Genomic DNA, 21,655 nt, shown 5'->3' on the forward strand with positions numbered 1-21,655 from the left:
AAAGTTCAATCCCCTCATAGCTTTTCATCTAAATTGACAGACCGCCATCGACAGGTATGACAGCGCCATTGATATAGCTGGCCTCATCACTGGCCAGGAATACATACACATTCGCGACATCCCTTGGTTGTCCCAGCCGTCGGAGAGCGATTTTCTCCTTCATGCCTTGAAGTACAGATTCCGGCATTTTGTCTGTCATCGGGGTCACGATAAAGCCGGGAGCCACAGCGTTCACGAGAATTCCCTTCCTGCCAAGCTCTTTTGCCCACGTTTGGGTCATGGCGATCACCGCTGCTTTCGATGCGGCATAATTCGTTTGTCCGAAATTCCCCATCCTCCCCACAATGCTGCTGGTATTGATGATTCTGCCGGCGCCTTCCCTGATCATATGGGGTACCACCGCTTGCGTGCAGTGAAAGACACCGGTCTGGTTAATGGAAATCACGCGGTCCCACTGTTCCTGCGTCATCTTTACGAGCGTAGCGTCCATGGTGATTCCGGCATTATTGATCAAGACATCAATCTTTCCATAGCGGTTGATTACTTCACTGACCATCCAATCCACTTGCTCGCGGTTGGATACGTCAACGGCCAGTCCGAGGCCATTCACCTCGTTTGCCACTTTATCCACCTGCTGCGGATCACGGTCAACGACAACAACATGTGCCCCTTCGTTTGCAAATATTACACTCGCTTCTTTGCCTATTCCTCCTGCTCCTCCCGTAATGATGACAACTTTCCCTGCCAGTTTCATGCACGACACTCCTCATCACATTTTTGAATCCATTCCTTATGAGTTGCAATCAATTTGTCAAAATTATCCGAACATCATGTCCAATGCCAAAACGCCGAGTATGCCGTAAATCGCGACAAGGGTGTACATGAAACATACAGATTTGATGGTTTGTCCAATCGTCAAATTAAAATACTCCTTTGTCATCCAGAACGAGACATCGCTCGGCGGAGCCCAGGCAATGGAAGCACTTCCGATGGCAAGTACCATCAATTCAGGGCTCACACCTGTTTCTTGGACGATGGGCAGCATAATTCCTGCTGTCGTTAACACCGTTACGGTTGCCGATCCTACAGCCAACCGAATGATCAGCGCAATCAACCATGCCAGGATAAAGGGAGAAATATCCCATCCGTTCGTGACATCGGCAATGTATTGTGCCATGCCGCTGTCAAGGATTACTTGCTTGAAGGCACCGCCGCCACCGAGGATAAAAATGATTCCTCCCATGGAGATCAGTGCACCTTCGGCAATTTTCATGATTTCAACCATCGTCTTTCTCTTTTTACGCAGCCCAAACACGTATACGGCGACAAGCAGGGAAACAAGCAGGGCGATATCCGCATTCCCGATAAAGGTCAGGGTTTGATTGATGATCGACTCTTTCGGAAATGCGAACTCTGCAATCACCCCGATCAAGATCAAGATAACGGGTAACAACGTCGTGAATACTGACGTTGCAAAGGATGGGACCTCAGCCATGTTAAATTCTTTCTTGGTGACCAAATGATTGGGGATGTTGATCTCCCAATTCCGATACAGCTTGGCAATCAACGGACCAAAAATCACCGTAGCGGGAATGGCCAGCAAAAATCCGTATCCCAACACAACACCCAAATTCGCCCCTAACGCAGCGGAGATTGCGGTTGGTCCCGGATGCGGCGGCAAGAAGACGTGGGTAATGGAGATTGCAGCCAGAAAGGGTATGCCCACCTTCATCAACTTCACTTTTGCTTCATTGGCGATTGTATACACGATGGGAATCAGCAAAATGTAACTGACTTCATAAAACAAGATTACCCCCAACACAAATGATGCGATACAAATCGCCCAATCCACCCGTTTTTCCCCGAAAATCTCAATCAAGGTAGAAGCAATTCGGTTCGCTCCGCCGCCTTCCGAGATGATTTTTCCAAAAACCGCTCCCAATCCAATAATAATCGCCAGATGCCCCAGCGTACCGCCAAGTCCCGCTTCAATGGATTTTACGATCGCTAACGGCTCCATTCCCAGGAAAAGTCCGACGAAGATTGCGGACAACATGAGCGATAAAAACGCATTGAACTTGCATACGATAACGAGCAGAAACAACAGGACAATCCCTAAAAACAATGCGACAAGCGGCATACCCGTACACTCCTTTCCATTTTCGAGGATTTCAACATCAGGGGCTTTTCCCGCTTTCCTATAGACGCGAACCAAAATAGACAATATTGTCTTCGAATTTCGGAGGTCTGCCCTTTTTCTCCGCTTCTTTCACCAACTGAACGACCAAATCGTTGTACGGCGTTTTAAGCCCTGCCTCCCTTCCTTTTTTGCTGACGAAGCCGTTGATGTAATCAATTTCTGTCGGTCTCTGTTTCTCCAAATCTTGCAGCATGCTGGCTTTTGTATTGCTGTGCGGTCCCCATACTTCCCGGTAAAAGCTCATTTTATTAGGGACGTCATCGTGATCCCGCAGCTCAAGAAACTCCATGTCTTTTCCCTGCATCGGCTCCAGGCGGATTCCGTGCGCATGTGCCACCTTGATCGTTTCATCGGCGATATGGGCCAAATGAAACATCGCTGCCTCATTCCTCAAAATGTCACCGAAACGGCAGCCCAATGCCGCCGACATTCCGCTAAATGTGGCATTCATCAAGAGTTTTGCCCATTTGATTCCCTGAATGTTGGCTGAAATATGACAATGCCCAACGAGATCCAGCACCTTCTTTACTTCCTGGATGCGAGGCGTTATCGATCCGTCCAGTTCTCCAATGTCAAACGCATAGTTTTGCATCGTATGTACTTCCGTCGCCAGCTCTGAAATCCCAGGTCCCAACCATGTCGCCCCGAACCCGACCACGCCTCCAATCGTTCTTTCGCGCCCGATCACGGACGAGACATAATCTTCAGGCACACCATTTTGCAGCGTACACACGATGCTGTCCTCAGACAGATGGGGGAGCAGTTGTGCCAGCGTCGTCTTGTTATAAACCTGCTTGGTCAGCAGAAAAACCAAATCATACGTACCTGTCATTTCGCTCGGCACAATCGCTTTTACGGGTACACACAGATCCAAAAAGCCGGTAATTCTTGCTCCTGAATTGTTGAGTGCGTCCACATGCTCCTTGTTAATATCGATTAACTCTATCTCTCGCCCCCCTTTCGTAATCAGCGCTCCGATGATCGTCCCCAACGAACCCGCACCCATAATTGCCATTCTCATCTGTTCTCCTCCTCACTCGCTGATTCTCTTCATTGGTCTGGTGTGAAGTCTGGTCCGATGTGAAATCGCTTACATTTTTTCGTGTAAGATCGTTCTCATAACGTGCTCGCTGTTAGTGTTTTGCTGCACGTTTCGATTGCTTCAAGCCCAAAATCTCTCTCGCTTCATTGGGCGTTGCAACGTCTCTCCCCAGCATGTTTGATAACTGGACGATTCGTTCCACAAATTGCGCATTCGTCTTTGCCAGTTCACCCTTCCGAAAATAAACACTGTCCTCCATGCCCACGCGGACATGTCCCCCCAACAGAATGCTCATGGTATTGATCGTCAGTTGATCTTTGCTGGCCCCGATTGCTGACCACGTGGAACCAGGGGGAAGGCTTTCAACCAAAAACATCAGATTTCTCGGGGTAGCCCGCATTCCTCCCTGTATGCCCAGGACAAATTGAAAATGTGCGGGCAAATCAATCAGACCTTTTTCCGCCATCCTCAACGTATTCTCCAGCATGCCGACTTCAAATATTTCAATTTCCGGCTTGATCTGATGTTCTTTCATTTTTAACGCCAACCGCTCCAGAAACTGTGGAGTGTTATAAAAGACATGCGAGCCAAAATTCATCGTACCGGCATCAAAGGTCGCCATCTCCGGTTCCAATTCACAAACCTTCAGCCTGTCTTCATCGTTCATAAACAAACCGCCAGCCGTCGTTAAGTTGATAATGATATCGCACTTGTCCTGAATGCGAGCGACGACTTCCCTGTACGTATCCAAATCCAAGGTATTGTTTCCGTTTTCATCTTTCACATGAATATGTGCGATTGATGCGCCCGCTTGCCAAGCCTCATAAACGGAATCGGCGATTTCTTTCGGAGTAAGCGGCAGATAGGGCGTATGCTCACGAGTCGTCTGAGAACCTGTGGGAGCAACGGTGATAATCAATTTTTCCATCGCAATTCCTCCTCGCATCGTTTTTGAATGCTTGCTCGCCAAAAAGCCTCATCGAAACGTTTCGATAGAAAGCGTAAAAAAAGACGTGAAACCCCTGTGATTTTCAGTCTCACATGTTTGTGAACAAAGTGAAAACATGGATGTTTACTTCTCTTTTTCACTGTTTTCAGCAATCCTCATCGACGGACAGACACTACACTTCTGGCGAAACGTTTCGCTGCTTGTGATTCTGATTATAATGACCACTATGTATAAAATCAATATTTTTTGCAGAAAATTTTTATAATTTCTACTACAACCACAAAAAAACCATTTTCACTTTCACCAAGAAAGGAAAATGGTTAAGACTGAAGACACACAGATTGTTCGAAGGAGAATCACGTTTCCAGGCAGAGCGACTTGTGAGCCCTACCGAGCGGAGCAGCGATTTGCGGGAAAAAGGAGCGCCACCTTTGAATAGACGGCGTAGCAATGCGGCTTTGGCGATCCCCCGCAAATCGATGCGTAGCGTGCCGCCTGGCTTCCCTGCTGGGCGAGCACGGGCCCCGCCGAACGCGAGCGTTAGCTTGTGTTCGGTGGGTAAAGCACGGAGCGGATGACGGAAACGTGTTCTCCCCGCTACGGCTACTTTGTCTACACACTGACCATTTTTCTTTCATAAAGAAAGGAAAATGGTTATTCAGCTCATTTTCTTTTTTGTGCGCCGCAGCTTTCACGGATGACCAGGGATGGCGTGAGGATAATTTGCCGCGCCACCATCTGTTCCTTTTCCTGTATCATCTGCAGCAGCAATTCCATCGATAGTTTCCCCATCTCATACGTGGAGTGATCGACGCTGGACAGGGGGACCAGGAAATTTTCCGAAAAGGAGCTGTTATCATTGCCGATAACGGCAATATCCTCGGGTACGCGAATACCCGCTTCTCTCAGCCCCTTGATCACCCCGAACGCGACAATATCGCTCACCGCACAGATTGCCTCGGGCAATTCCTTCACCTGTTCGAGCATCTTTTTTACATTCCGGTACCCCGATTCCATGGAGTATTCCCCGTCATACAAAAGCATGGGGTCTACCTCTAATCCGTGTTGAGCCATACATGCGATAAATCCGTCTTTTCTCTCCCGTGCCGTGTTGATTTCCAAATTGCCGCCAAAATAGGCAATTCGTTTGTACCCCAGTGAAACCAGGTGATTTACGGCTAATTCAGAGCTGAGCGGATTGTTGATTCCGACGAAATTTTTATCATACCCGGGCGGCTTTCGGTTGATTAACACATACTTTAACCCTGTTTTTTCAATTTCGTTTAAATCCTTTGCTGTAGCAATATTCGCCAGAAGAATGCCGTCGACCTGTTTTTCGACCATCAGCTCCAAATATGCCTGAATGCGATTTCGGTCATTAGAGATATTGCATAAAATTACGTTGATGTTATGGTCAAACGCCACATCTTCAATGCCTTTGATCATCGGCGGGTAAAAGGGATTTAAGATATCTGTCACGATGAAGCCAATGGTATTCGTGGACTTCTTTTTCAGGCTCCGCGCTACTGCATTTGGCCGATAATTCAGTTCCTCAATCGCCTGCATCACTCGCTTCGTCAGTTCCGGACTCACATATGCGGATTGATTAATGACGGCCGAAACGGTCGAAAGTGACACTTTCGCTCTCTTGGAAATGTCCTTCATCGTAGCCATGTGAACCCTCCACGAAAACGTTTCGATACTGTTACTGTATACGAAATGTAGAACAATTGCAATTTTAATACGGTTAAAAAAATACAGTACATGTAATCAACCAGAAGCATTCGTTATGGATTAATGTCAGCATGATTTGCTTTTGAATCCTTTCCTTGGGTGCAGATCACCTATTCAAACCCAAAAAAGACAACCAGAAGACACTCACGGGGAAATCCCCCTGCACGTGCTTCGAGTTGTCGCGTAAGTGCGGATATTATATTGAAGATTTATGTAACGCATCCGGCTATGCTGGATTCGGAATGAGTCCAAGGCTGCGGACCCGCTGTCTGCGCATCCACTGCGTTGCGACCCATTTTTCCCCTCGAACAACGGGAACGCTGCTGTGCAAGGTCAAGTCGTTCAAGGCTTGGTCGCGGTAAAAATATTCAAAGTACACCGCAGAGCCGCGTTTTGGTTTCACCGATAACCGCAGTAACGGAAAGACTGTCTCTCCCCCTTCTTCCACATCGTTCAAATAGATGACCAGCGTGCTGATCCGATTATTCTTGGCCGAAGGAGTATTTGGACGGAAAAAGTCATGATGAGCCTTGTATTCTTGACCGGGAGCGTAGTGAAGCACTTGTAATCCTTCTGCGTGTTCGATCGGCACGTTCATCAATTCGGAAATTCGCCTTTCAATGCGCCGAATCAACGGGTTTTCCTCTTCTTCAAAAAACATCCCGCGGCTCGAGCGAATCTGGCTGACCACCTTGTTGACAAGTCTGGATTCTTTTAGACGGGAGGCGGCTGCCTCAATCAACTGCTGGCATTCGTCGTCACTCAGCACCGGTTCAAACCGCATGACCAACGGCACTTTGTTGAGGAGCTCTGCCGCTACGACGCAATCATTGAGGGAGTAGAACGATTGAATCGGCAAGATGGAAATCTCATCGCTCATATCTCTCACCACTGCTATTCTGAACAGATTGAGATAACGAACTTGCATCAATGATTATACATCAGCAAAGGTTTTTCTGATAATATCCCCTTTTCGTTGATTTTTTCGCATAACGCTGCAGGAACACGCGATTGTAAGCCTCTTTCCCGCATAAGTGGTAATTGCGTTGTGCAGACCGGCGCGGACTTTTGCAGCGGGATGGGCGGATTGCCGTTATCCGTTTTTCCAGATGTACCTCGGCCCCTCAGCTCCAATCACTCCGCTCGGTATAAACCCCGCTTTTTCAAGCACTCTTTGGGAGGCAATATTGTCCGGCTCTGTCTCGGCTTCTATGGATAACACGCCTGGCTGTTTCGATGCCCAGCGAACCGCTGCGGATACTGCTTCCGTCATCAACCCTTTTCCTTCGTATTCCGGATTTATTCCGTAGCCGATTTCAACCATTCCATTGTCGTTCAGTCCTTTGAACGACAAACTGCCAATAATTTTCCCGCTTCCATCGTTCAGCTGCAACACCCACAGCGCATGCCAAATGCGCTGCTCCGGATTCTCCAGGCAACCGGCAAGCATTTCTGAATAGGCGGCTTTCAGCGCTTCGTTTGATTCGTTTTGAATCACGTCACGCATTTCTTCATCAGAAAGCGGATAAATGTTCAGTCTCTCTGTTTGAATCATTAATATACTTCCCTTTCTATCGTTTCATTCAGGGTTATGATGGTTGGCAAGAAACTGTTTCGTTCAAGTATAACGTTACATATAGGATCGTCAGTCCAAATCTCATTACGAACCCAGATGCAGCTTTACTGCATAGATGGCATCATCCCATTCTGCTGGTACAGTGCCTATTTCTTTCCAAACTGTGAGAGCCTTGCACGGGCATCGGCAAAGTCCCCTAGACTCGAATAGCCGTATAGCGTCTCCAGTCTCAGTGCGTCGTCCAATGGGCGTCCGATCAGTTCAAGGATGGTCTCCTTGGCGGAACGAACGGCATTGCGGCTGTTGCGCCGTATCATGTGCGCCGTCTCCTCGGCGGTCTTCATCAGTTCTTCAGGCGGCACGACGCGGGTGACCAGTCTTAGCGCGAGCGCCTCCTGTGCCGAGACCTCCCGTCCTGTCAGGGTGAGATCAAGCGCCACGCCGATTCCGGCTACCGCCACCAGGCGGACAAGGCCGCCATCACCTTGGTGCAGGCCATAGCGCACCTCGAAGATGCCAAATTTGGCCTGTTCGGAAGCGATGCGGATATCACAGGCCAGGGCGATTTCCAGCCCGGCGCCGACGGCATAGCCGTTGATCGCAGCAATGATAGGCTTGTAGATACGGTGCTGCCCACGAGTCAGCCCACCGCCGAGGCCATGGGGGATATTCTTGCGGATATCCAACATGTTGGCCCCCTCCCACTTGGGGATAAAGGTCTTCAGATCGGCGCCGGCGCAAAAAGCCCGCCCACTGCCGGTGAGAATGGCCACATCCACGGCATCGTCGGCGGCGAAATCCCGCCACACTTCCGCCAGTTCTGCGTTGGTGGCCTCGTCAATGGCATTCATCGCCTCGGGGCGGTTGAGGGTGACATAGGCGATGCCATTGCTTTTTTCATAGAGAACATTGCTCATAAGGATGTACCTCCCGGCGTCCCCTGCAAGGGGACATCAACATTTTTTGTCCAGCTTCGCCTTGGCGATGGTCAGGCTGACGTGGGCAACGGTCTTGCCGTTCATACTGCAATGTCCACGGAAGACGCGACCTCGGTGAAAAAGCACCGTGCATCCAGTAGTAATGTGATGATCTCCCCAGTAATGCTACAAGACAGAAGATTGACTATTCAGATAATGAAGTCCCTATAATTTTAAATCCCGCTGGTTTTGTCTGCAACACACACAACCATTTTAGAGATAAAAAAATAAAAACCCTTGATACACAAGGGTTTTCTGCTCTATTTCAGGGTCAGCAGCGCCACACTCTCCACATGCCCCGTATGCGGGAACATATCCACCGGCTGCACTTCCTTCAGCTCGTACAGCTCCGCCAGCACCTTCAAATCCCGGGCCAGCGTCGACGGGTTGCAGGAGACGTACACCACCCGCTGCGGTTTCATCTGCAAAATGGTTGTCAACAGCGCCTCGTCGCAGCCTTTGCGCGGCGGGTCGACGACGATCACGTCGGGGCGGATGCCCTGGTCTTTCCACGCAGGGATGACCACCTCGGCCGGGCCGGTTTCAAAGGTGACGTTGGCGATGCCGTTCAGTTCGGCATTGCGCTTGGCGTCGGCGATCGCTTCCGGCACGATCTCCACGCCGTAGACGTGACGGGATTTTTGCGCCAGAAAGAGCGAAATTGTCCCGATGCCGCAATAGGCGTCGATCACCGTTTCTGTCCCGGTGGCGCCGACGTACTCCAGTGTTTTGTTGTACAGCACTTCCGTCTGCACCGGATTCACCTGGTAGAACGAGCGGGCAGAGATGGCAAATTTGATCGGGCCAATGTAGTCGTAGATCACGTCGCTGCCCCAAAGCGTAATCGACGTTTTGCCGAAAATGACATTGGTCTTGTCCGGGTTGATGTTTTGCACGATGCTGGTCACACCCGGCACCTGGGCGCGGATGGACTCGATCAGCATCTCTCGCTGCGGGATGAATTCCTCTGTCGTCACCAGCACCACCATCACTTCGCCTGTACGCGCCCCCACCTTGGCCACCACATGGCGCAGGAGGCCGGTATGGCGCACTTCATCATACGGCTGGATGCCCAGCCGGGCGGCGATCCGCTTGACGGCGGCGACCGCTTCGTCGTTGGCCGGGTGCTGGATCAGGCATTCGTCCATGTCGACAATCTCGTGGGAGCGCTCGGCGTAAAAGCCGCCCACCAGCGCCCCATTCTGCTCGCCGATCGGCACCTGGGCTTTGTTGCGGTAGCGCCACGGATCGCTCATCCCGATCGTCGGATGGACGACGACCGCTCCTTCCCCGTCCACGGGAAAGCCGCCAATCCGGCGCAGGTTGTCTTTGACGATCTGCTGCTTGTGCCGGATCTGCTCCTCATAGGCGAGGTGCTGCAGCGAACAGCCACCGCAACGGTCATACACCGGACAGGGCGGCTGGGCGCGGTGCGGACTGGCTTCGATCACGTCCAGCAGCGAGGCAAAGCCGTAGCTTTTTTTCACGTGCTCTATCCGTGCACGCACCCGCTCTCCGGCCAGCGCTCCCTGCACGAACAGGGTGTAGCCGTCCACCCGGCCGACGCCTGCACCTTCGTGATTGAGTCCGGTTATCTCCACTTCTACGGTTTGTCCGAGGCGGACCGGCAGGTCAAGCTCCGGCTTGACCGCCGTTCCGCGTCGCTTCTTTGCTGTCTTGGCCACTACTGTTGCTCCTTTTCACTTTCATACTGAAAAACAGAAGGGGTTCCCCGCCGCCTTTGACCGCGTCATGGCGAGGGGCCTGACCTCACTGGCTCACGGTACAAACAATTCGAGATGCCCTGGCAGCGCTTCGCATACGCACGGAAGCTCGCCGCCCAGTTCCCCGTCCAGATTGAGCTGAACCGTCTCGCCTGACGGGGATGTCGCCTTGATGTAGTCGGTTTGAAAATACAGCAGGTTGGGGTCTTTTACATGCTCCCCTCGTATAGCCTGTGCCGCCAGGCGGATAAAATCGCCCAGGCCAACTTTTTTGACGACGATCAAATCCAGCTTGCCGTCGGAGATGTCGGCGTTGGGGGCAAGCCGGTCGAAACCGCCGACCGAATGGCTGTTGGTGATCAGGAAAATCATGATTTCTTCGTCGACCAGCACTTTGTCCCGCGTCTCCAGTTTGACGCGGATGGGATGAAGCGACGGCAGCTTTTCCAGTCCCTTGACATAGTAAGCCAATTGGCCCAGAAGGGTTTTCAGCTTGCTGGGCACTTCGTAGGTCAGGTTGGTCAGCGACCCGCCGCCGGCGATGTTGATAAAATACCGGTTGTTGATGCGGCCGACGTCCACCCGCTTCCGCTTTCCTGCTGCGATGATCTTGCAGGAACGAGTAATTGATTTGGGAATGCCGAGAGCACGCGCAAAATCGTTGCTCGTTCCGCAGGGGATGATGCCGAGAGCGGGCCGTGCGGGCTTTCCGGCCATGCCGTTCACCACCTCGTAGATGGTGCCGTCTCCGCCGGCGGCGATGATCACGTCAAAGCCGCGCTTGACCGCCCGTTCCGCTTCTTCGGTGGCGTCGTCTTCCCCTTTTGTCGCGTAGCACGACGTCTCGTAGCCGGCAGACTCCAGCAGTTCCAGAATGTCCGGCAGCCGCCGGCGCACGATTTCCCGGCCGGAGCTGGGGTTGTAAATCAATCTGGCACGTTTCAACGCATGTCCCTTCTTCCTGTACTCGCTCATGGCTTCTCTCTTTTCATCATATCCTGTATAGCCATTTTTGGGAATCGCTATGCTGTACCCGACATGTTATCATAAGAGGATAGGAAAAGATTACAATCGGAGGAGATAGGAGGAGCTTGTGTGAAACCCATCATCGTAGGCGTTGACGTAGGAGGAACAGCAATCAAAATGGCCCTGCTCGACACGGAGGGCAACATCCTTGCCAAAACCCAGGAGCCGACACCCGTGGCGGACGGCGAAGACAGCGTCCTGCAAAAAGTGGTGGACATGGCAACGAGCATGTTGCACCAGCATGGCTTTTCCAAGGAACAGGTGGCCGGCATCGGCGTAGGGATTCCCGGTCCGGTCGACGCGGCCAACGGCATCGTCTATCAAGCGGTAAACCTGCACTGGAAGCGCCCCGTACCGCTGCGCGACAAACTGCAAGCGCTCATCGGCCTGCCGGTGGCTGTCGACAACGACGCCAACACTGCCGCGCTTGGCGAGATGTGGCGGGGGTCCGGACAGGGTGCCAAAGATATGGTTCTGATCACACTGGGCACTGGCGTTGGCGGCGGCGTGATCCTGCACGGCAAGGTGGTCAACGGCATCCATGGCGTAGGCGGTGAAATCGGCCACATCACGATGGTGCCCGAGGGAGGTCCGGCCTGCAACTGCGGCAAGACCGGCTGTCTGGAGACGTACGCCTCCGCCACCGCGATCATCCGTGAAGGCCTAAAAGCCGCGCAAGAGGGGACAAGCCCGCTCCTGGCAGAAACACTCGCCCGCCAAGGCGACATCAAGGCCAAGGACGTCTTGGATGCTGCCAAGGCGGGAGATGCTGCCGCCCTGGCGATCACCGACCAAGTCGCTTTCTATCTGGGTCTGGCCCTCTCCCATCTGGCGGCTACACTCAACCCGGCCAAGTTCATTATCGGGGGCGGCGTCGCGGCAGCCGGCGAGTTTCTCTTTTCCCGGGTGCGCGAGTCGTTCCGCCGGTTTGTTCCGTTCTCTCACGTAGCGGAGTCGACCGAAATCCTGCCCGCAACGTTGGGCAACGATGCCGGTGTAATCGGCGCCGGTTGGCTGATTCGCGACTCCCTGGTGATAAGCGACTCCGTGGTTAAGTAGGCAGCATGCCGTATCCCCTCTCACCGCAACTGCTGCTGAACGGCGAAGACAAAAAAGGTGCGCCGGGCCAAGCGAACTGCCGACATTGAACGGCATCCGCCGCCCGGCGTCAATATCTCACGAACTATCTCACGACCGCTCCTTCCCGGCGGAACAGACGGGCGGTCGCGGCGATGATGGCGGTCACGTAGAGCAGCGACGTCCCCAGTCCGATCAAGGTGTGCAAGGGATCGACCTCACCGTAAAACGCCTCCTTGCACAAGGCCACCCCGTTGAAGACCGGCAAGACGTAGTACAGCGCAGGAATGTCTACAGGGTGGATGGGCATCAACATGTAGGACGGAATCATCGCCAGGATGACGACGCCGGTCATGTAGGTCTGCCCCTCCTTAAACGATTTGGCGACGGTGCTGAGCGTCAGCTCCAGCCCAGCGAACAAGGCGGCCAGCAGCACAATGGTCGCCGCCAGCACTGCAAGTGAGGCCGGGGACAAAAAGCCGAAAGAAAGGTCGGTCCCGTCCACCTTCAGAGGTCCCCACCGAAACACAAACGAGAGGGACAGCAGCGAGGCGGTGGCGCTGATGCAGCTCATCACCATGACCGCCAGCAGCTTGGCCGTCAGGATCTGGTTGGCAGCAATCGGAGTGGTCAACAGCGATTCCAGCGTGCCCCGCTCTTTTTCGCCGGCGACCAGATCGGTGGCGGCCGCCACCCCGCCGGAAGCGAGCGACAGCACCACCATCAGGGGAATGATCCCGGCCAGAATGCCGCCGGTCTGCCGTTCGTCGGACGCAGCGTTTTCGTACGTCGTTTCAATTGGCTCGATCGCTTCCACAGACAAACCCGCCTGCCTGAGCCGCATGCTGACGATGTCGGAGCTGTACTGCTGCACTGCGCTGTCGATCACGCTTTTTGCGTACACCGACTTTTGGTTGGTGTTGTCGTAGGCGACATGCAGCTGGACTCTCCCCCGCTCCGCAGTACCTGGTCGAAATGATCAGGGATGGTCACAATTGCCCGCAGTTCTCCCGCCTTCAGCGCCTCCATCGGTCTGTCCGGCGACAGGATGCGGACGCCTGGCTGAGAGCGGAGATGATCCACCAGTTTCGACGTGCCTTCAACGGCGATCGGTACGTAGGAGCGCGCTTCCTTTTCCACGTTGCTGTACGACATGCTGAGCAAAAAGAACACAAACGGTATCACGACAAGCGGTATGAGAAACGTGCCGATCAAGGTCTTGCGGTCACGCAGCAGATCGAGCATCTCCTTGGCGAATATGGTCCACACGACATTTTTGTCCATCAATGTCTGCCCTCCTCGACCATCGCCATGAAGATATCGTCCAAGTCATTCATGCCGCAGCGCTCTCGAAGCGCTGCCACCGTACCCGCATAGCGGATGCTTCCCTTGTGAATGATCGCGATGCGGCTGCACAGCTTTTCAATTTCCCCCATATTGTGGCTGGAGAACAGGATAGTCTTTCCCTCTTCCCGGAGCATCGTCACCATGCGCCGAAACATGTTGGCCGCCGTCACATCCAGTCCGGTCGTCGGTTCGTCCAGCAGTATCACGTCAGGATCGTGCACCAGTGTGCGGGCGATCGCTACTTTTTGCTTCATCCCCCGGGAAAACCCGCCGACCCGCCGATCGATAAACGCCTCCATTTGAAGCATCCGGCTCAACTGATCGATGCGTTGGTCCAGGCGCGGCCCCGTCAGACCGTACAGCCTGCCGAAATAGGCGATGTTTTCCCGCGCCGTCAGCCGGTTGTACAGGCCCACGTCACCCCCGAACAGAATGCCGATACGCCGGCGAACTTCCACCGGCTGGGTGCGGACAGAATATCCCCCGATTCGAATATCTCCCTCGGTTGGCTGCAGGATGGTCGCCATCATGCGCATCGTCGTCGTTTTGCCTGCGCCGTTTTCACCGAGCAGCCCGTACACTTCGCCGGAGGAGACGGAAAACGTCACGTTCCGCACTGCCGCGACGTTGCCAAATCGTTTGCTGACCTGATCTACTTCGATCACTGACTGCTCTCCTTTCTGATCCACTAGCAACACCACGAGAATATTTGGCTTATCATCCATTATATATGAAATCAACTGGCCGATGTCCCCTGAGAGTACGGTATACGGACAAATAAAAGAAAACCCTTGCAAGTTACGCAAGGGATAATCCAACGTGTTTTCGTTTGAAATCTTCCAGCGAAAATCCGGCAAACAGCGACAGAAACTTGTCGGTGTCGTTGATGTAGTGGCGGTTTCCCCGCTCATCCGGGTGTTTTTCCAAGAAGAGCACGGCCACCAGCCGGTTGACCGGAATGCCCTCCGCATCCTGATCGTAGATGCCCCGCTCGGCCAGCACCTTTTCAAAGTAGCGAACGTAGGTGACGGTGACCGTTCTCTGCTGTCCGTTCACCTCACAGGTCGCGATGGATCGTTCAAATGTATCGGCAGGCGACCCACCTTTGCTCGGCGGCACGCTTTCTCCCGTGACGGACACGATGTTCATTTCCATGCCCTCCTCCTCCACACATTGTCCCTTTTCATTATAGGGGAGCGGGCACAATCTTACAATTCAAACAAGGACTTCCTGCCTTGACGGCAAACGCTTGTATCAACACAACAGCAGCCGGTCTGTCAGAGATGCTTCTCAGGATTGAAAACGCTCCTCGTTACTTTTTGTTTGCTTTTTTATTATCCAGCCTTGATTTTATGTTAAGAATCAACACAAACAGAAATAGAATTCCGCCGACTGTTCCTGTAATCAGTTGATTGTCAGTCGAAAAATTAACGATCGTCACGATTAACAGGCATATGGCGCCTACCAGGGATAAATTGTCTTTCATTACAAATATCCTCCTTTTCTGTATAATATTATACGAAAAACTCTTGAAAAAATTCTATTTTTATTGATATGTTTAAGTTACGCAGAGTAATAATTTTTAGTAAGGGAGAGAAGGCTTTTGCAGGTTAAAAAGTTTCTGTTGTGTTTCTTGTCATTTTGTCTCTTTGTTACTGTAGTTCCTAACGTTGCCAATGCGGATGAGAATGAAAACCTGCCAGCAGAACAGTTAATTGATAATGAAGTCTTTGATCAAACCACTGTTATTCTTCAAGCGATTGAAGATATTCCACAAAGTGTTTTGGATCAAGGCCCTCAAGCAACTGCGATATGGTTCCAGGAAACAACCGGACTATACGTTACTGTAGACAGTGAAGATAATTTACACTTTAGCGAGGTAAAACCAAATCTTAAAGTTTCCAGAAGCGTTGCAGGATGTATTGCTGCAGTGGGAATAGCTTTGGTAACCAATGCATTTTCATTCACTAAAATAACAAAAATTAAATCAGCTATCAAAGCTCTTGGGGGAACTACAAAAGCAGTAAAGACGATAAAAAAATATTATGATGAATTCCGGTACAATGGTTTTTCCAGAAAGAAATCAATTTCAAAAGCTTTGGACAAAGCTTCTGAAGGATTATCTAAATCTGTGAAGGATGCATTATTAGATTTCTTTAATCTCACGAATGTAGTTGCTAACTGTTTTTAGCATCAAATAATAGGTTCATCTGTAAATGAACGAGAAGGTCCATGCATGCCCTTGATTTATGATTTGTTTACCCGTCGCTCGATTTGATTAAAAAGCACCCAATTAACGGGTGTTATTTTTTTGGGTGAATACTGTTGGATTCCAAAGCGTTGCACACCGACAGGGTCCCGATGATATACATAATGGTTTTCACCTTTATCCTACGATTAACTACTTCTGCCCAGGTGCAAAATGCCCATCGGTCGCTGACAAAATACCAGGAGCGGATCTCTGTTCCCGCGCAACAAAAAGGGACACGCTCCTCAATGAGAAAGCGTGTCCCTGTTTTGTCCGTCTGTATCTTACGCGTTTTGCAGCACTTCCCGCAAGAGCTTGTTGACCATCGGCGGGTTTGCTTTGCCGCGGGTCTGCTTCATTACCTGACCGACGAAAAAGGCGACGGCCTTCTCGTTGCCGGCCTTGTAGTCGGCGACAGCCTGCGGGTTGGCGTTGACCACGTCCTGGACGATCTGGCGCAGGGCGCCTTCGTCGCTGATCTGCACCAGCCCTTTTTCCTCGACGATCTGTTTCGGCTCCTTGCCGGTCTCCACCATCTCCTTGAAGACGGTCTTGGCGATCTTGGAGGAAATCGTGCCGTTTTCGATCAGCTTGATCATCTCGCCCAGTCCGTGCGGCGTAATTTTCACGTCGGCCAACGTCAAGTTGTTGGCGTTCAAATAGCCCAGCAGTTCCACCATCAGCCAGTTGGCGGCCGCTTTGGGATCAGCGCCCGTCTTGACGGTTTCGTCAAAGAAGTCGGCCGTTTCCTTGGACATGGTGATGACGGCGGCGTCGCTTTGCGGAAGGCCGTATTCGTTCACGTAGCGAGCCTGGCGAGCGTCAGGCAGCTCCGGAATGGAAGCCCGCACGGCTTCAATCCACTCTTCGGAAATCTGCATCCGCACCAGGTCCGGGTCCGGGAAGTAGCGGTAGTCGTGCGCCTCTTCCTTGGACCGCATGGAGAGGGTCTTCCGGTTGGTTTCGTCCCAGCGGCGGGTTTCCTGCACGACCGTGCCGCCGGAGAGAACGACCTGCTTCTGCCGCTCCACTTCGTACTCCAGTGCCGCCTGCACGTTGCGGAACGAGTTCATGTTTTTCAATTCCGTCTTGGTGCCGAATTCCTTTTGGCCCACCGGACGGATGGAGACGTTGGCGTCACAGCGCAGCGAGCCCTGCTCCATGCGCACGTCCGACACGCCGGTGTACTGCAGGATGGCCTTCAGCTTTTCCAGATACGCCTTTGCCTCTTCAGGCGAGCGGATGTCCGGTTCGGAGACAATCTCCACCAGCGGCACGCCGACGCGGTTAAAGTCGACCAGCGTATCGCCGAAGTCGCTGTGAGTCAGTTTGCCCGCGTCCTCTTCCAGATGCAGGCGGGTGATGCCGATCCGCTTTTTCTCCCCGTTGACTTCGATCTCGATCCAGCCGTTTTTGCCGATCGGCTGGTCAAATTGGGAGATCTGATACGCCTTGGGCAGGTCCGGGTAGAAGTAGTTTTTCCGGTCAAACTTGGTTTCGCGGGAAATTTCGCAGTTGAGCGCAAGCGCTGCCTTCATCGCGAACTCCACGGCCTGCTTGTTGGTGACGGGCAGGACGCCGGGATGCCCCAGGCAGATCGGGCAGGTATGGGTATTCGGCGGCGCACCGAACTCTGTCGGGCAGCCGCAGAAGATTTTGCTGTTGGTGGAAAGCTCGGCGTGTACTTCCAGGCCGATGACGGTTTCAAACTGGCTCATCTCTCTTACCCCCTCACCCGTTCCGGCTTGCGCAGATAATGGCCGGCAGCCTGTTCGTAAGCGTGGGCCACGCGCAGCACGGTGGATTCGTCAAACGCCTTGCCGACGATCTGCATGCCGATCGGCAGGCCGTTTTGGGCAAATCCGCACGGCACGCTGATGGCCGGCAGCCCTGCCAGGTTGACCGGTACGGTGCAGATGTCTTCCAGGTACATTTTGACCGGATCGTCGATGTTTTCCCCGATCTTGAAGGCCGTGGTCGGTGTGGTCGGGTGCAAAATCACGTCAAAATCGGCAAACACGTTGGTGAAGTCCTGGATAATCAGGGTGCGAACCTGCTGCGCTTTTTTGTAGTAGGCGTCGTAGTAGCCCGACGAGAGCGCGAAGGTTCCCAGCATGATGCGCCGCTTCACTTCCGGTCCGAAGCCCTGGCTGCGCGACTCCTTGTACAACTCGATCAGGTTGTCGGCGTTTTCGGCGCGCACGCCGTAGCGCACCCCGTCAAAGCGGGCCAGGTTGGACGACGCCTCCGAGGACGCGAGCAGGTAGTAGGCCGGCACGGCGTACTCGGTGTGCGGCATGGAGACTTCACTCCAGGTGGCGCCCATGCTCTCCAACTGCTTCAGTGCAGCCAGCACTGCTTCGCGCACCTCGGGGTCGATGCCCTCGCCGATCAGCTCCTTGGGCACGCCGATGCGCAGTCCTTTCACCTCGCCGGTCAATGCGGAAAGGTAGTCAGGCACCTCGACGCTGGCCGACGTGGAGTCGTACTCGTCGTGGCCGGCAATCGCCTGCAGCACGTAGGCGGCGTCTTCCACGTTTTTCGTAATCGGTCCGATCTGGTCCAGCGACGACGCAAACGCCACCAGCCCGAAACGGGAGACGCGGCCATATGTCGGCTTCAGTCCGACGACACCGCAGAAAGCGGCCGGTTGGCGGATGGAGCCGCCGGTGTCAGAGCCGAGCGTGAAAAAGAAGTGGCGGGATGCCATGGCGGCAGCCGAACCGCCGCTGGAACCGCCCGGCACGTACTCGGTATTCCACGGGTTTTTCACCGGGTAAAAGCCGGAGTTTTCGTTGGAGCCGCCCATGGCGAACTCGTCCATGTTCAGCTTGGCCACAATCACAGCGTCCGCTTCCTTCAGCTTTTTCGTGACGGTGGCGTCGTAAATCGGGTCGTAGTTGGACAGGAACTTGCTGGCACAAGTGGTGCGCACGCCTTTGGTGACGATGTTGTCCTTCAAACCGGCAGGCAGGCCGTAGAGCAGGCCCAGCTCCTCTCCTCCCTTGGCCAGACGCTCGTCCAATGCTTTGGCTTGAGCCAGGGCCCCTTCTTCGTCCACGTACAGAACGGAACGGATGTCTTCGTCGTGCTCCTTGACGCTGGCGATGGACGCCTGCACCAGGTCGGTGACGGACAGCTCTTTTTTGCGCAGAGCGCTATGTATTTCCGACAATCGCTTGTCAAACAGCGACACAATGGTGTCCTCCCTTCTCCTGTATGTCTGCGGTTATTCAAATACAGCCGGTACCTTGAACTGGCCGTCTTCGTGGTCGGGCGCGTTTTTCAGCGCATCTTCGCGCGAGAGGGACGGACGGTTCACGTCCTCGCGCATGACATTCTTCACGTCGGTCGCGTGGCTGGTCGGCTCAACGCTGGACGTGTCCAGCTCGTTCAGCTTGGCGGCGAATTCCAAAATGGCGTTCAGGTCTTTCGTGTATCGCTCCGCTTCTTCTTCGGTCAGCTTCAAGCGGGCGAGGTTGGCTACATGCTCCACTTCCCTGCGGGTAATGGCGCTCATCCATTCCACCTCCGAAACTATCACATAACTTTGATCTTACTTGAAAAGAGCAGGTTCAGTCAATTTCAGCCGGGATTTTTCGATTATGAGCGGAGATCATATGAAAAGACAAACAAACCCGAGAGCGTGCTCTCGGGCTTGCGTTTAGCATTCACTGCCTGGTTATTCGCTTGCTTTCAGTTGTGCCAGCTTTTGTCCCATCAGCACCGTGCTGCCGATGGAAACGTTGTCCGCCCATTCCAGCTGTCTGGATTCAAACAGCAGGATGACGGTGGACCCGAATTCAAACCAGCCCAGTTCGTCTCCCTTGTCGAGACAGGGCTCTCCCTGGATCGGACCGCTCGTCTGCCGGCCGTGTTTGACGTTGGTCGTGGCGGTGTTGTACACGACTTTTACGCTGCCGACAAACAGGGCACCCACCTTGACCAGCGCGACGCAGCCCATCTGTTCCGTCTTCATGTAGGTGACGAGGCGCTCGTTGCGGGCGAACAGCCTGTCGACGTGTTCAATCCCCAGTTGGTTGACCGGATACAGGCGCCCCGGCACGTACGTGTAGCGGAGCAGTTTGCCTGTCACCGGCATGTGGATGCGGTGATAGTCACGCGGACTCAAGTAGATCGTGATGAACCTGCCGCCGTAGAAGCGTTCCGCCATTTCCGGAGCGTCGCCCAACAGCTCGGCAAGGCTGTACTGCTTGCCTTTGGCCTGAATCAGCGTCCCCTCGCGAATGTCCCCCATTTGCGATACCGTTCCGTCCACGGGGCTGATGACGACATCCGTTCCCGGAGCAATCGGACGGGCCCCCGGTTTCAGGCGGCGCGTAAAAAATTCCTTCAGCGTGCGATATTCATGAACCGGCTTTTCCATAATGGTCGGATCGATCTTGTAATGGCGGATGTAATGGCGAATCGCCAGCCGGCTGAAACGGGATGCGGTGATTTTCCCCATCGTCCGCGACAGCGCATTCTGCGGCAGGCGGTGTATCAAGCCGGGAAGCAGCTTCTTACGCATATGACAACTCCTCATGGTTCCGTTCAAAGGTCATAACCCTACTGTACCATTTCTTTACACGGGCCGTAAAGCCCGGACTCCGACCATGGTCTCATCATTTTGAGGTGGGCGATTGCTATACTATAATGGCGGTACAAGCTTACCTACAGGAGAGACCGGGGCATGGGACAACAAGACATTGAGGTGCTGATCAATCAGTACGGCAGCGTGCTGACCCGTTTTTTTGAACATATGTCCGATATGGTATTTCTCATGGCAGTCGAAGAAGGACCACGTTTTCGCTACGTGCTGATGAACCCGGCCGCCATGCAGGCGGCTGGTCTGACGGAAGCGGCATACGGAAAGCTGATCGAAGAGGTCAATCCGGAAGAAAAGGCAGCCGTCCTCAACAGCATGTACCGGCAGGCGGTGGCGAGCGGAACGGCAACCCATTTCACCACCTACGGCGAACTCGTCGGTGAAACCATCCTCACCCCGATCTGCGACAGCAATGGCGTTTGCACCCACGTGTTTGCCGTGACGCGGGACATCACTGAACGCAAAAAACTGGAATCACAGCTGGCGCACATGGCGTACCACGACATGCTCACCGGCCTTCCCAACCGACGCTTGCTGCTGGATCGCATGCAGCAGGCCATCGCCAAGGCAAAGCGTTCGAATCAACTCCTGGCCGTCTTGTTCCTCGACTGTGACAACTTCAAGGATATCAACGACACCTGGGGCCACGACGTCGGCGACCAGTTTTTGCAGGTGATGGCCAAACGCCTGACATCGTGCGTACGGGATGTGGACACGGTCGCCCGCCTCGGCGGCGATGAATTCGTTATCCTGCTGACATCCCTGGAATCGGAGACAGAGGCGGCCAAAGTGGCAGCCCGCATCCTGGACGTGCTCCAGCAGCCGTGGTTGATTGCCAAGCAACAGTTTTCCATCACCACCAGCATCGGTATCGCCTTCTTTCCCCACGACGGCACTGACACGGATCAACTGCTGCGCCACGCGGACCAGGCTCTGTACAAGGCCAAGAGCAGCGGGCGAAACAACTATCGCTTCTACTCCCCATCCAAAAAGTAACATGAACAATCACAGAGACATCATTGAAAATGCCAAAATTTTTGGCATCTATGCAAAATAAATGGTCACCAGCCACTCTTTCGTCCGTTTTTCAACGGGCTTGTTTTATTTGCGGGCGAAAAGAGCGGCTGGAGCAGCAAAAAGGCTGCC

At 53.4% G+C, this 21,655-nt stretch carries 21 protein-coding genes; 3 read left to right on the top strand and 18 right to left on the bottom strand.

The genetic code is table 11. The features are described 5' to 3' along the window. Positions 1-28 precede the first annotated feature (28 nt). From fabG to Q7F15_RS17650, 10 genes are all read right to left on the bottom strand, one after another. Positions 29-754, bottom strand: a complete 726-nt coding sequence (gene fabG / locus Q7F15_RS17605; RefSeq protein WP_230077737.1) for a 3-oxoacyl-ACP reductase FabG — start codon at positions 752-754, stop codon at positions 29-31. A 63-nt stretch (positions 755-817) separates the two neighbouring features. Next, positions 818-2,140, bottom strand: coding sequence for a gluconate:H+ symporter (locus Q7F15_RS17610; RefSeq protein WP_304414743.1), 1,323 nt, complete (start codon positions 2,138-2,140; stop codon positions 818-820). A gap of 58 nt (positions 2,141-2,198) precedes the next feature. Continuing rightward, positions 2,199-3,221 carry a ketopantoate reductase family protein gene (locus tag Q7F15_RS17615; RefSeq protein ID WP_171565228.1) on the bottom strand — a complete coding sequence of 341 codons (1,023 nt, stop codon included), beginning with the start codon at positions 3,219-3,221 and terminating at the stop codon, positions 2,199-2,201. 112 nt (positions 3,222-3,333) lie between these two features. Continuing rightward, entirely contained in the window at positions 3,334-4,170 is an 837-nt protein-coding gene (locus tag Q7F15_RS17620) for a beta-keto acid cleavage family enzyme (protein ID WP_171565229.1), read from the bottom strand. A 684-nt stretch (positions 4,171-4,854) separates the two neighbouring features. Next, the gene (locus Q7F15_RS17625; protein ID WP_171565230.1) at positions 4,855-5,865 is read right to left on the bottom strand and encodes a LacI family DNA-binding transcriptional regulator; all 1,011 of its coding nucleotides are present in this window, start codon (positions 5,863-5,865) and stop codon (positions 4,855-4,857) included. Positions 5,866-6,151: 286 nt separating this feature from the next. Continuing rightward, the gene (locus Q7F15_RS17630; RefSeq protein ID WP_212132255.1) at positions 6,152-6,805 is read right to left on the bottom strand and encodes a 2OG-Fe(II) oxygenase; all 654 of its coding nucleotides are present in this window, start codon (positions 6,803-6,805) and stop codon (positions 6,152-6,154) included. Positions 6,806-7,018: 213 nt separating this feature from the next. Beyond that, complete coding sequence (locus Q7F15_RS17635) at positions 7,019-7,480, bottom strand: GNAT family N-acetyltransferase (protein ID WP_171565231.1); 462 nt, start codon at positions 7,478-7,480, stop codon at positions 7,019-7,021. Positions 7,481-7,647: 167 nt separating this feature from the next. After that, on the bottom strand, positions 7,648-8,418 hold the full coding sequence (locus Q7F15_RS17640; RefSeq protein WP_304414744.1) for an enoyl-CoA hydratase/isomerase family protein: 771 nt from the start codon (positions 8,416-8,418) through the stop codon (positions 7,648-7,650). Positions 8,419-8,738: 320 nt separating this feature from the next. Beyond that, the gene (gene rlmD, locus Q7F15_RS17645; RefSeq protein WP_212132176.1) at positions 8,739-10,163 is read right to left on the bottom strand and encodes a 23S rRNA (uracil(1939)-C(5))-methyltransferase RlmD; all 1,425 of its coding nucleotides are present in this window, start codon (positions 10,161-10,163) and stop codon (positions 8,739-8,741) included. A 93-nt stretch (positions 10,164-10,256) separates the two neighbouring features. Then, positions 10,257-11,177 (bottom strand): diacylglycerol kinase, encoded by a 921-nt coding sequence (locus Q7F15_RS17650; RefSeq protein ID WP_171565234.1) that lies wholly within the window; start codon positions 11,175-11,177, stop codon positions 10,257-10,259. Positions 11,178-11,297: 120 nt separating this feature from the next. Between Q7F15_RS17650 and Q7F15_RS17655 the strand changes: the two genes are divergently transcribed. Continuing rightward, complete coding sequence (locus Q7F15_RS17655; protein ID WP_230077728.1) at positions 11,298-12,287, top strand: ROK family glucokinase; 990 nt, start codon at positions 11,298-11,300, stop codon at positions 12,285-12,287. A 124-nt stretch (positions 12,288-12,411) separates the two neighbouring features. On the opposite strand, the gene Q7F15_RS17660 is transcribed toward Q7F15_RS17655, so the two are convergent. The 4 genes from Q7F15_RS17660 to Q7F15_RS17670 all read right to left on the bottom strand — a co-directional run bounded on the left by Q7F15_RS17660 (position 12,412) and on the right by Q7F15_RS17670 (position 14,807). Then, on the bottom strand, positions 12,412-13,194 hold the full coding sequence (locus tag Q7F15_RS17660) for an ABC transporter permease subunit (RefSeq protein WP_368509244.1): 783 nt from the start codon (positions 13,192-13,194) through the stop codon (positions 12,412-12,414). Then, the gene (locus tag Q7F15_RS20615) at positions 13,191-13,589 is read right to left on the bottom strand and encodes an ABC transporter permease family protein (RefSeq protein WP_368509245.1); all 399 of its coding nucleotides are present in this window, start codon (positions 13,587-13,589) and stop codon (positions 13,191-13,193) included. The genes Q7F15_RS17660 and Q7F15_RS20615 overlap by 4 nt, the downstream gene beginning before the upstream one ends. Continuing rightward, positions 13,589-14,317 carry an ABC transporter ATP-binding protein gene (locus Q7F15_RS17665; RefSeq protein WP_230077726.1) on the bottom strand — a complete coding sequence of 243 codons (729 nt, stop codon included), beginning with the start codon at positions 14,315-14,317 and terminating at the stop codon, positions 13,589-13,591. Before Q7F15_RS17665 ends, Q7F15_RS20615 begins: the two co-directional genes overlap by 1 nt. 133 nt (positions 14,318-14,450) lie before the next feature. Beyond that, positions 14,451-14,807: a hypothetical protein gene (locus Q7F15_RS17670; RefSeq protein WP_304414745.1), complete on the bottom strand. Its 357-nt coding sequence runs from the start codon at positions 14,805-14,807 to the stop codon at positions 14,451-14,453. 448 nt (positions 14,808-15,255) lie between these two features. On the opposite strand from Q7F15_RS17670, the gene Q7F15_RS17675 reads away from it, so the two are divergent. Then, a complete protein-coding gene (locus Q7F15_RS17675; RefSeq protein WP_230077725.1) occupies positions 15,256-15,843 on the top strand; it encodes a hypothetical protein in 588 nt (195 codons plus the stop codon). Between the two features lie 341 nt (positions 15,844-16,184). On the opposite strand, the gene gatB is transcribed toward Q7F15_RS17675, so the two are convergent. From gatB to asd, 4 genes are all read right to left on the bottom strand, one after another. After that, positions 16,185-17,618, bottom strand: coding sequence for an Asp-tRNA(Asn)/Glu-tRNA(Gln) amidotransferase subunit GatB (gene gatB / locus Q7F15_RS17680; RefSeq protein ID WP_171565238.1), 1,434 nt, complete (start codon positions 17,616-17,618; stop codon positions 16,185-16,187). 5 nt (positions 17,619-17,623) lie between these two features. Then, positions 17,624-19,096 (bottom strand): Asp-tRNA(Asn)/Glu-tRNA(Gln) amidotransferase subunit GatA, encoded by a 1,473-nt coding sequence (gatA, locus tag Q7F15_RS17685; RefSeq protein WP_304414746.1) that lies wholly within the window; start codon positions 19,094-19,096, stop codon positions 17,624-17,626. 33 nt (positions 19,097-19,129) lie between these two features. Then, positions 19,130-19,420 carry an Asp-tRNA(Asn)/Glu-tRNA(Gln) amidotransferase subunit GatC gene (gatC, locus tag Q7F15_RS17690; protein WP_171565240.1) on the bottom strand — a complete coding sequence of 97 codons (291 nt, stop codon included), beginning with the start codon at positions 19,418-19,420 and terminating at the stop codon, positions 19,130-19,132. 162 nt (positions 19,421-19,582) lie between these two features. Further along, positions 19,583-20,431 carry an archaetidylserine decarboxylase gene (gene asd / locus Q7F15_RS17695; protein ID WP_230077724.1) on the bottom strand — a complete coding sequence of 283 codons (849 nt, stop codon included), beginning with the start codon at positions 20,429-20,431 and terminating at the stop codon, positions 19,583-19,585. Between the two features lie 162 nt (positions 20,432-20,593). Between asd and Q7F15_RS17700 the strand changes: the two genes are divergently transcribed. Next, positions 20,594-21,505, top strand: coding sequence for a diguanylate cyclase domain-containing protein (locus Q7F15_RS17700; RefSeq protein WP_171565242.1), 912 nt, complete (start codon positions 20,594-20,596; stop codon positions 21,503-21,505). The last annotated feature ends 150 nt before the right edge of the window (positions 21,506-21,655 follow it).

The sequence above is a fragment of the Brevibacillus aydinogluensis genome, from assembly GCF_961514395.1.
Classification (GTDB): Bacteria; Bacillota; Bacilli; order Brevibacillales; family Brevibacillaceae; genus Brevibacillus; species Brevibacillus aydinogluensis.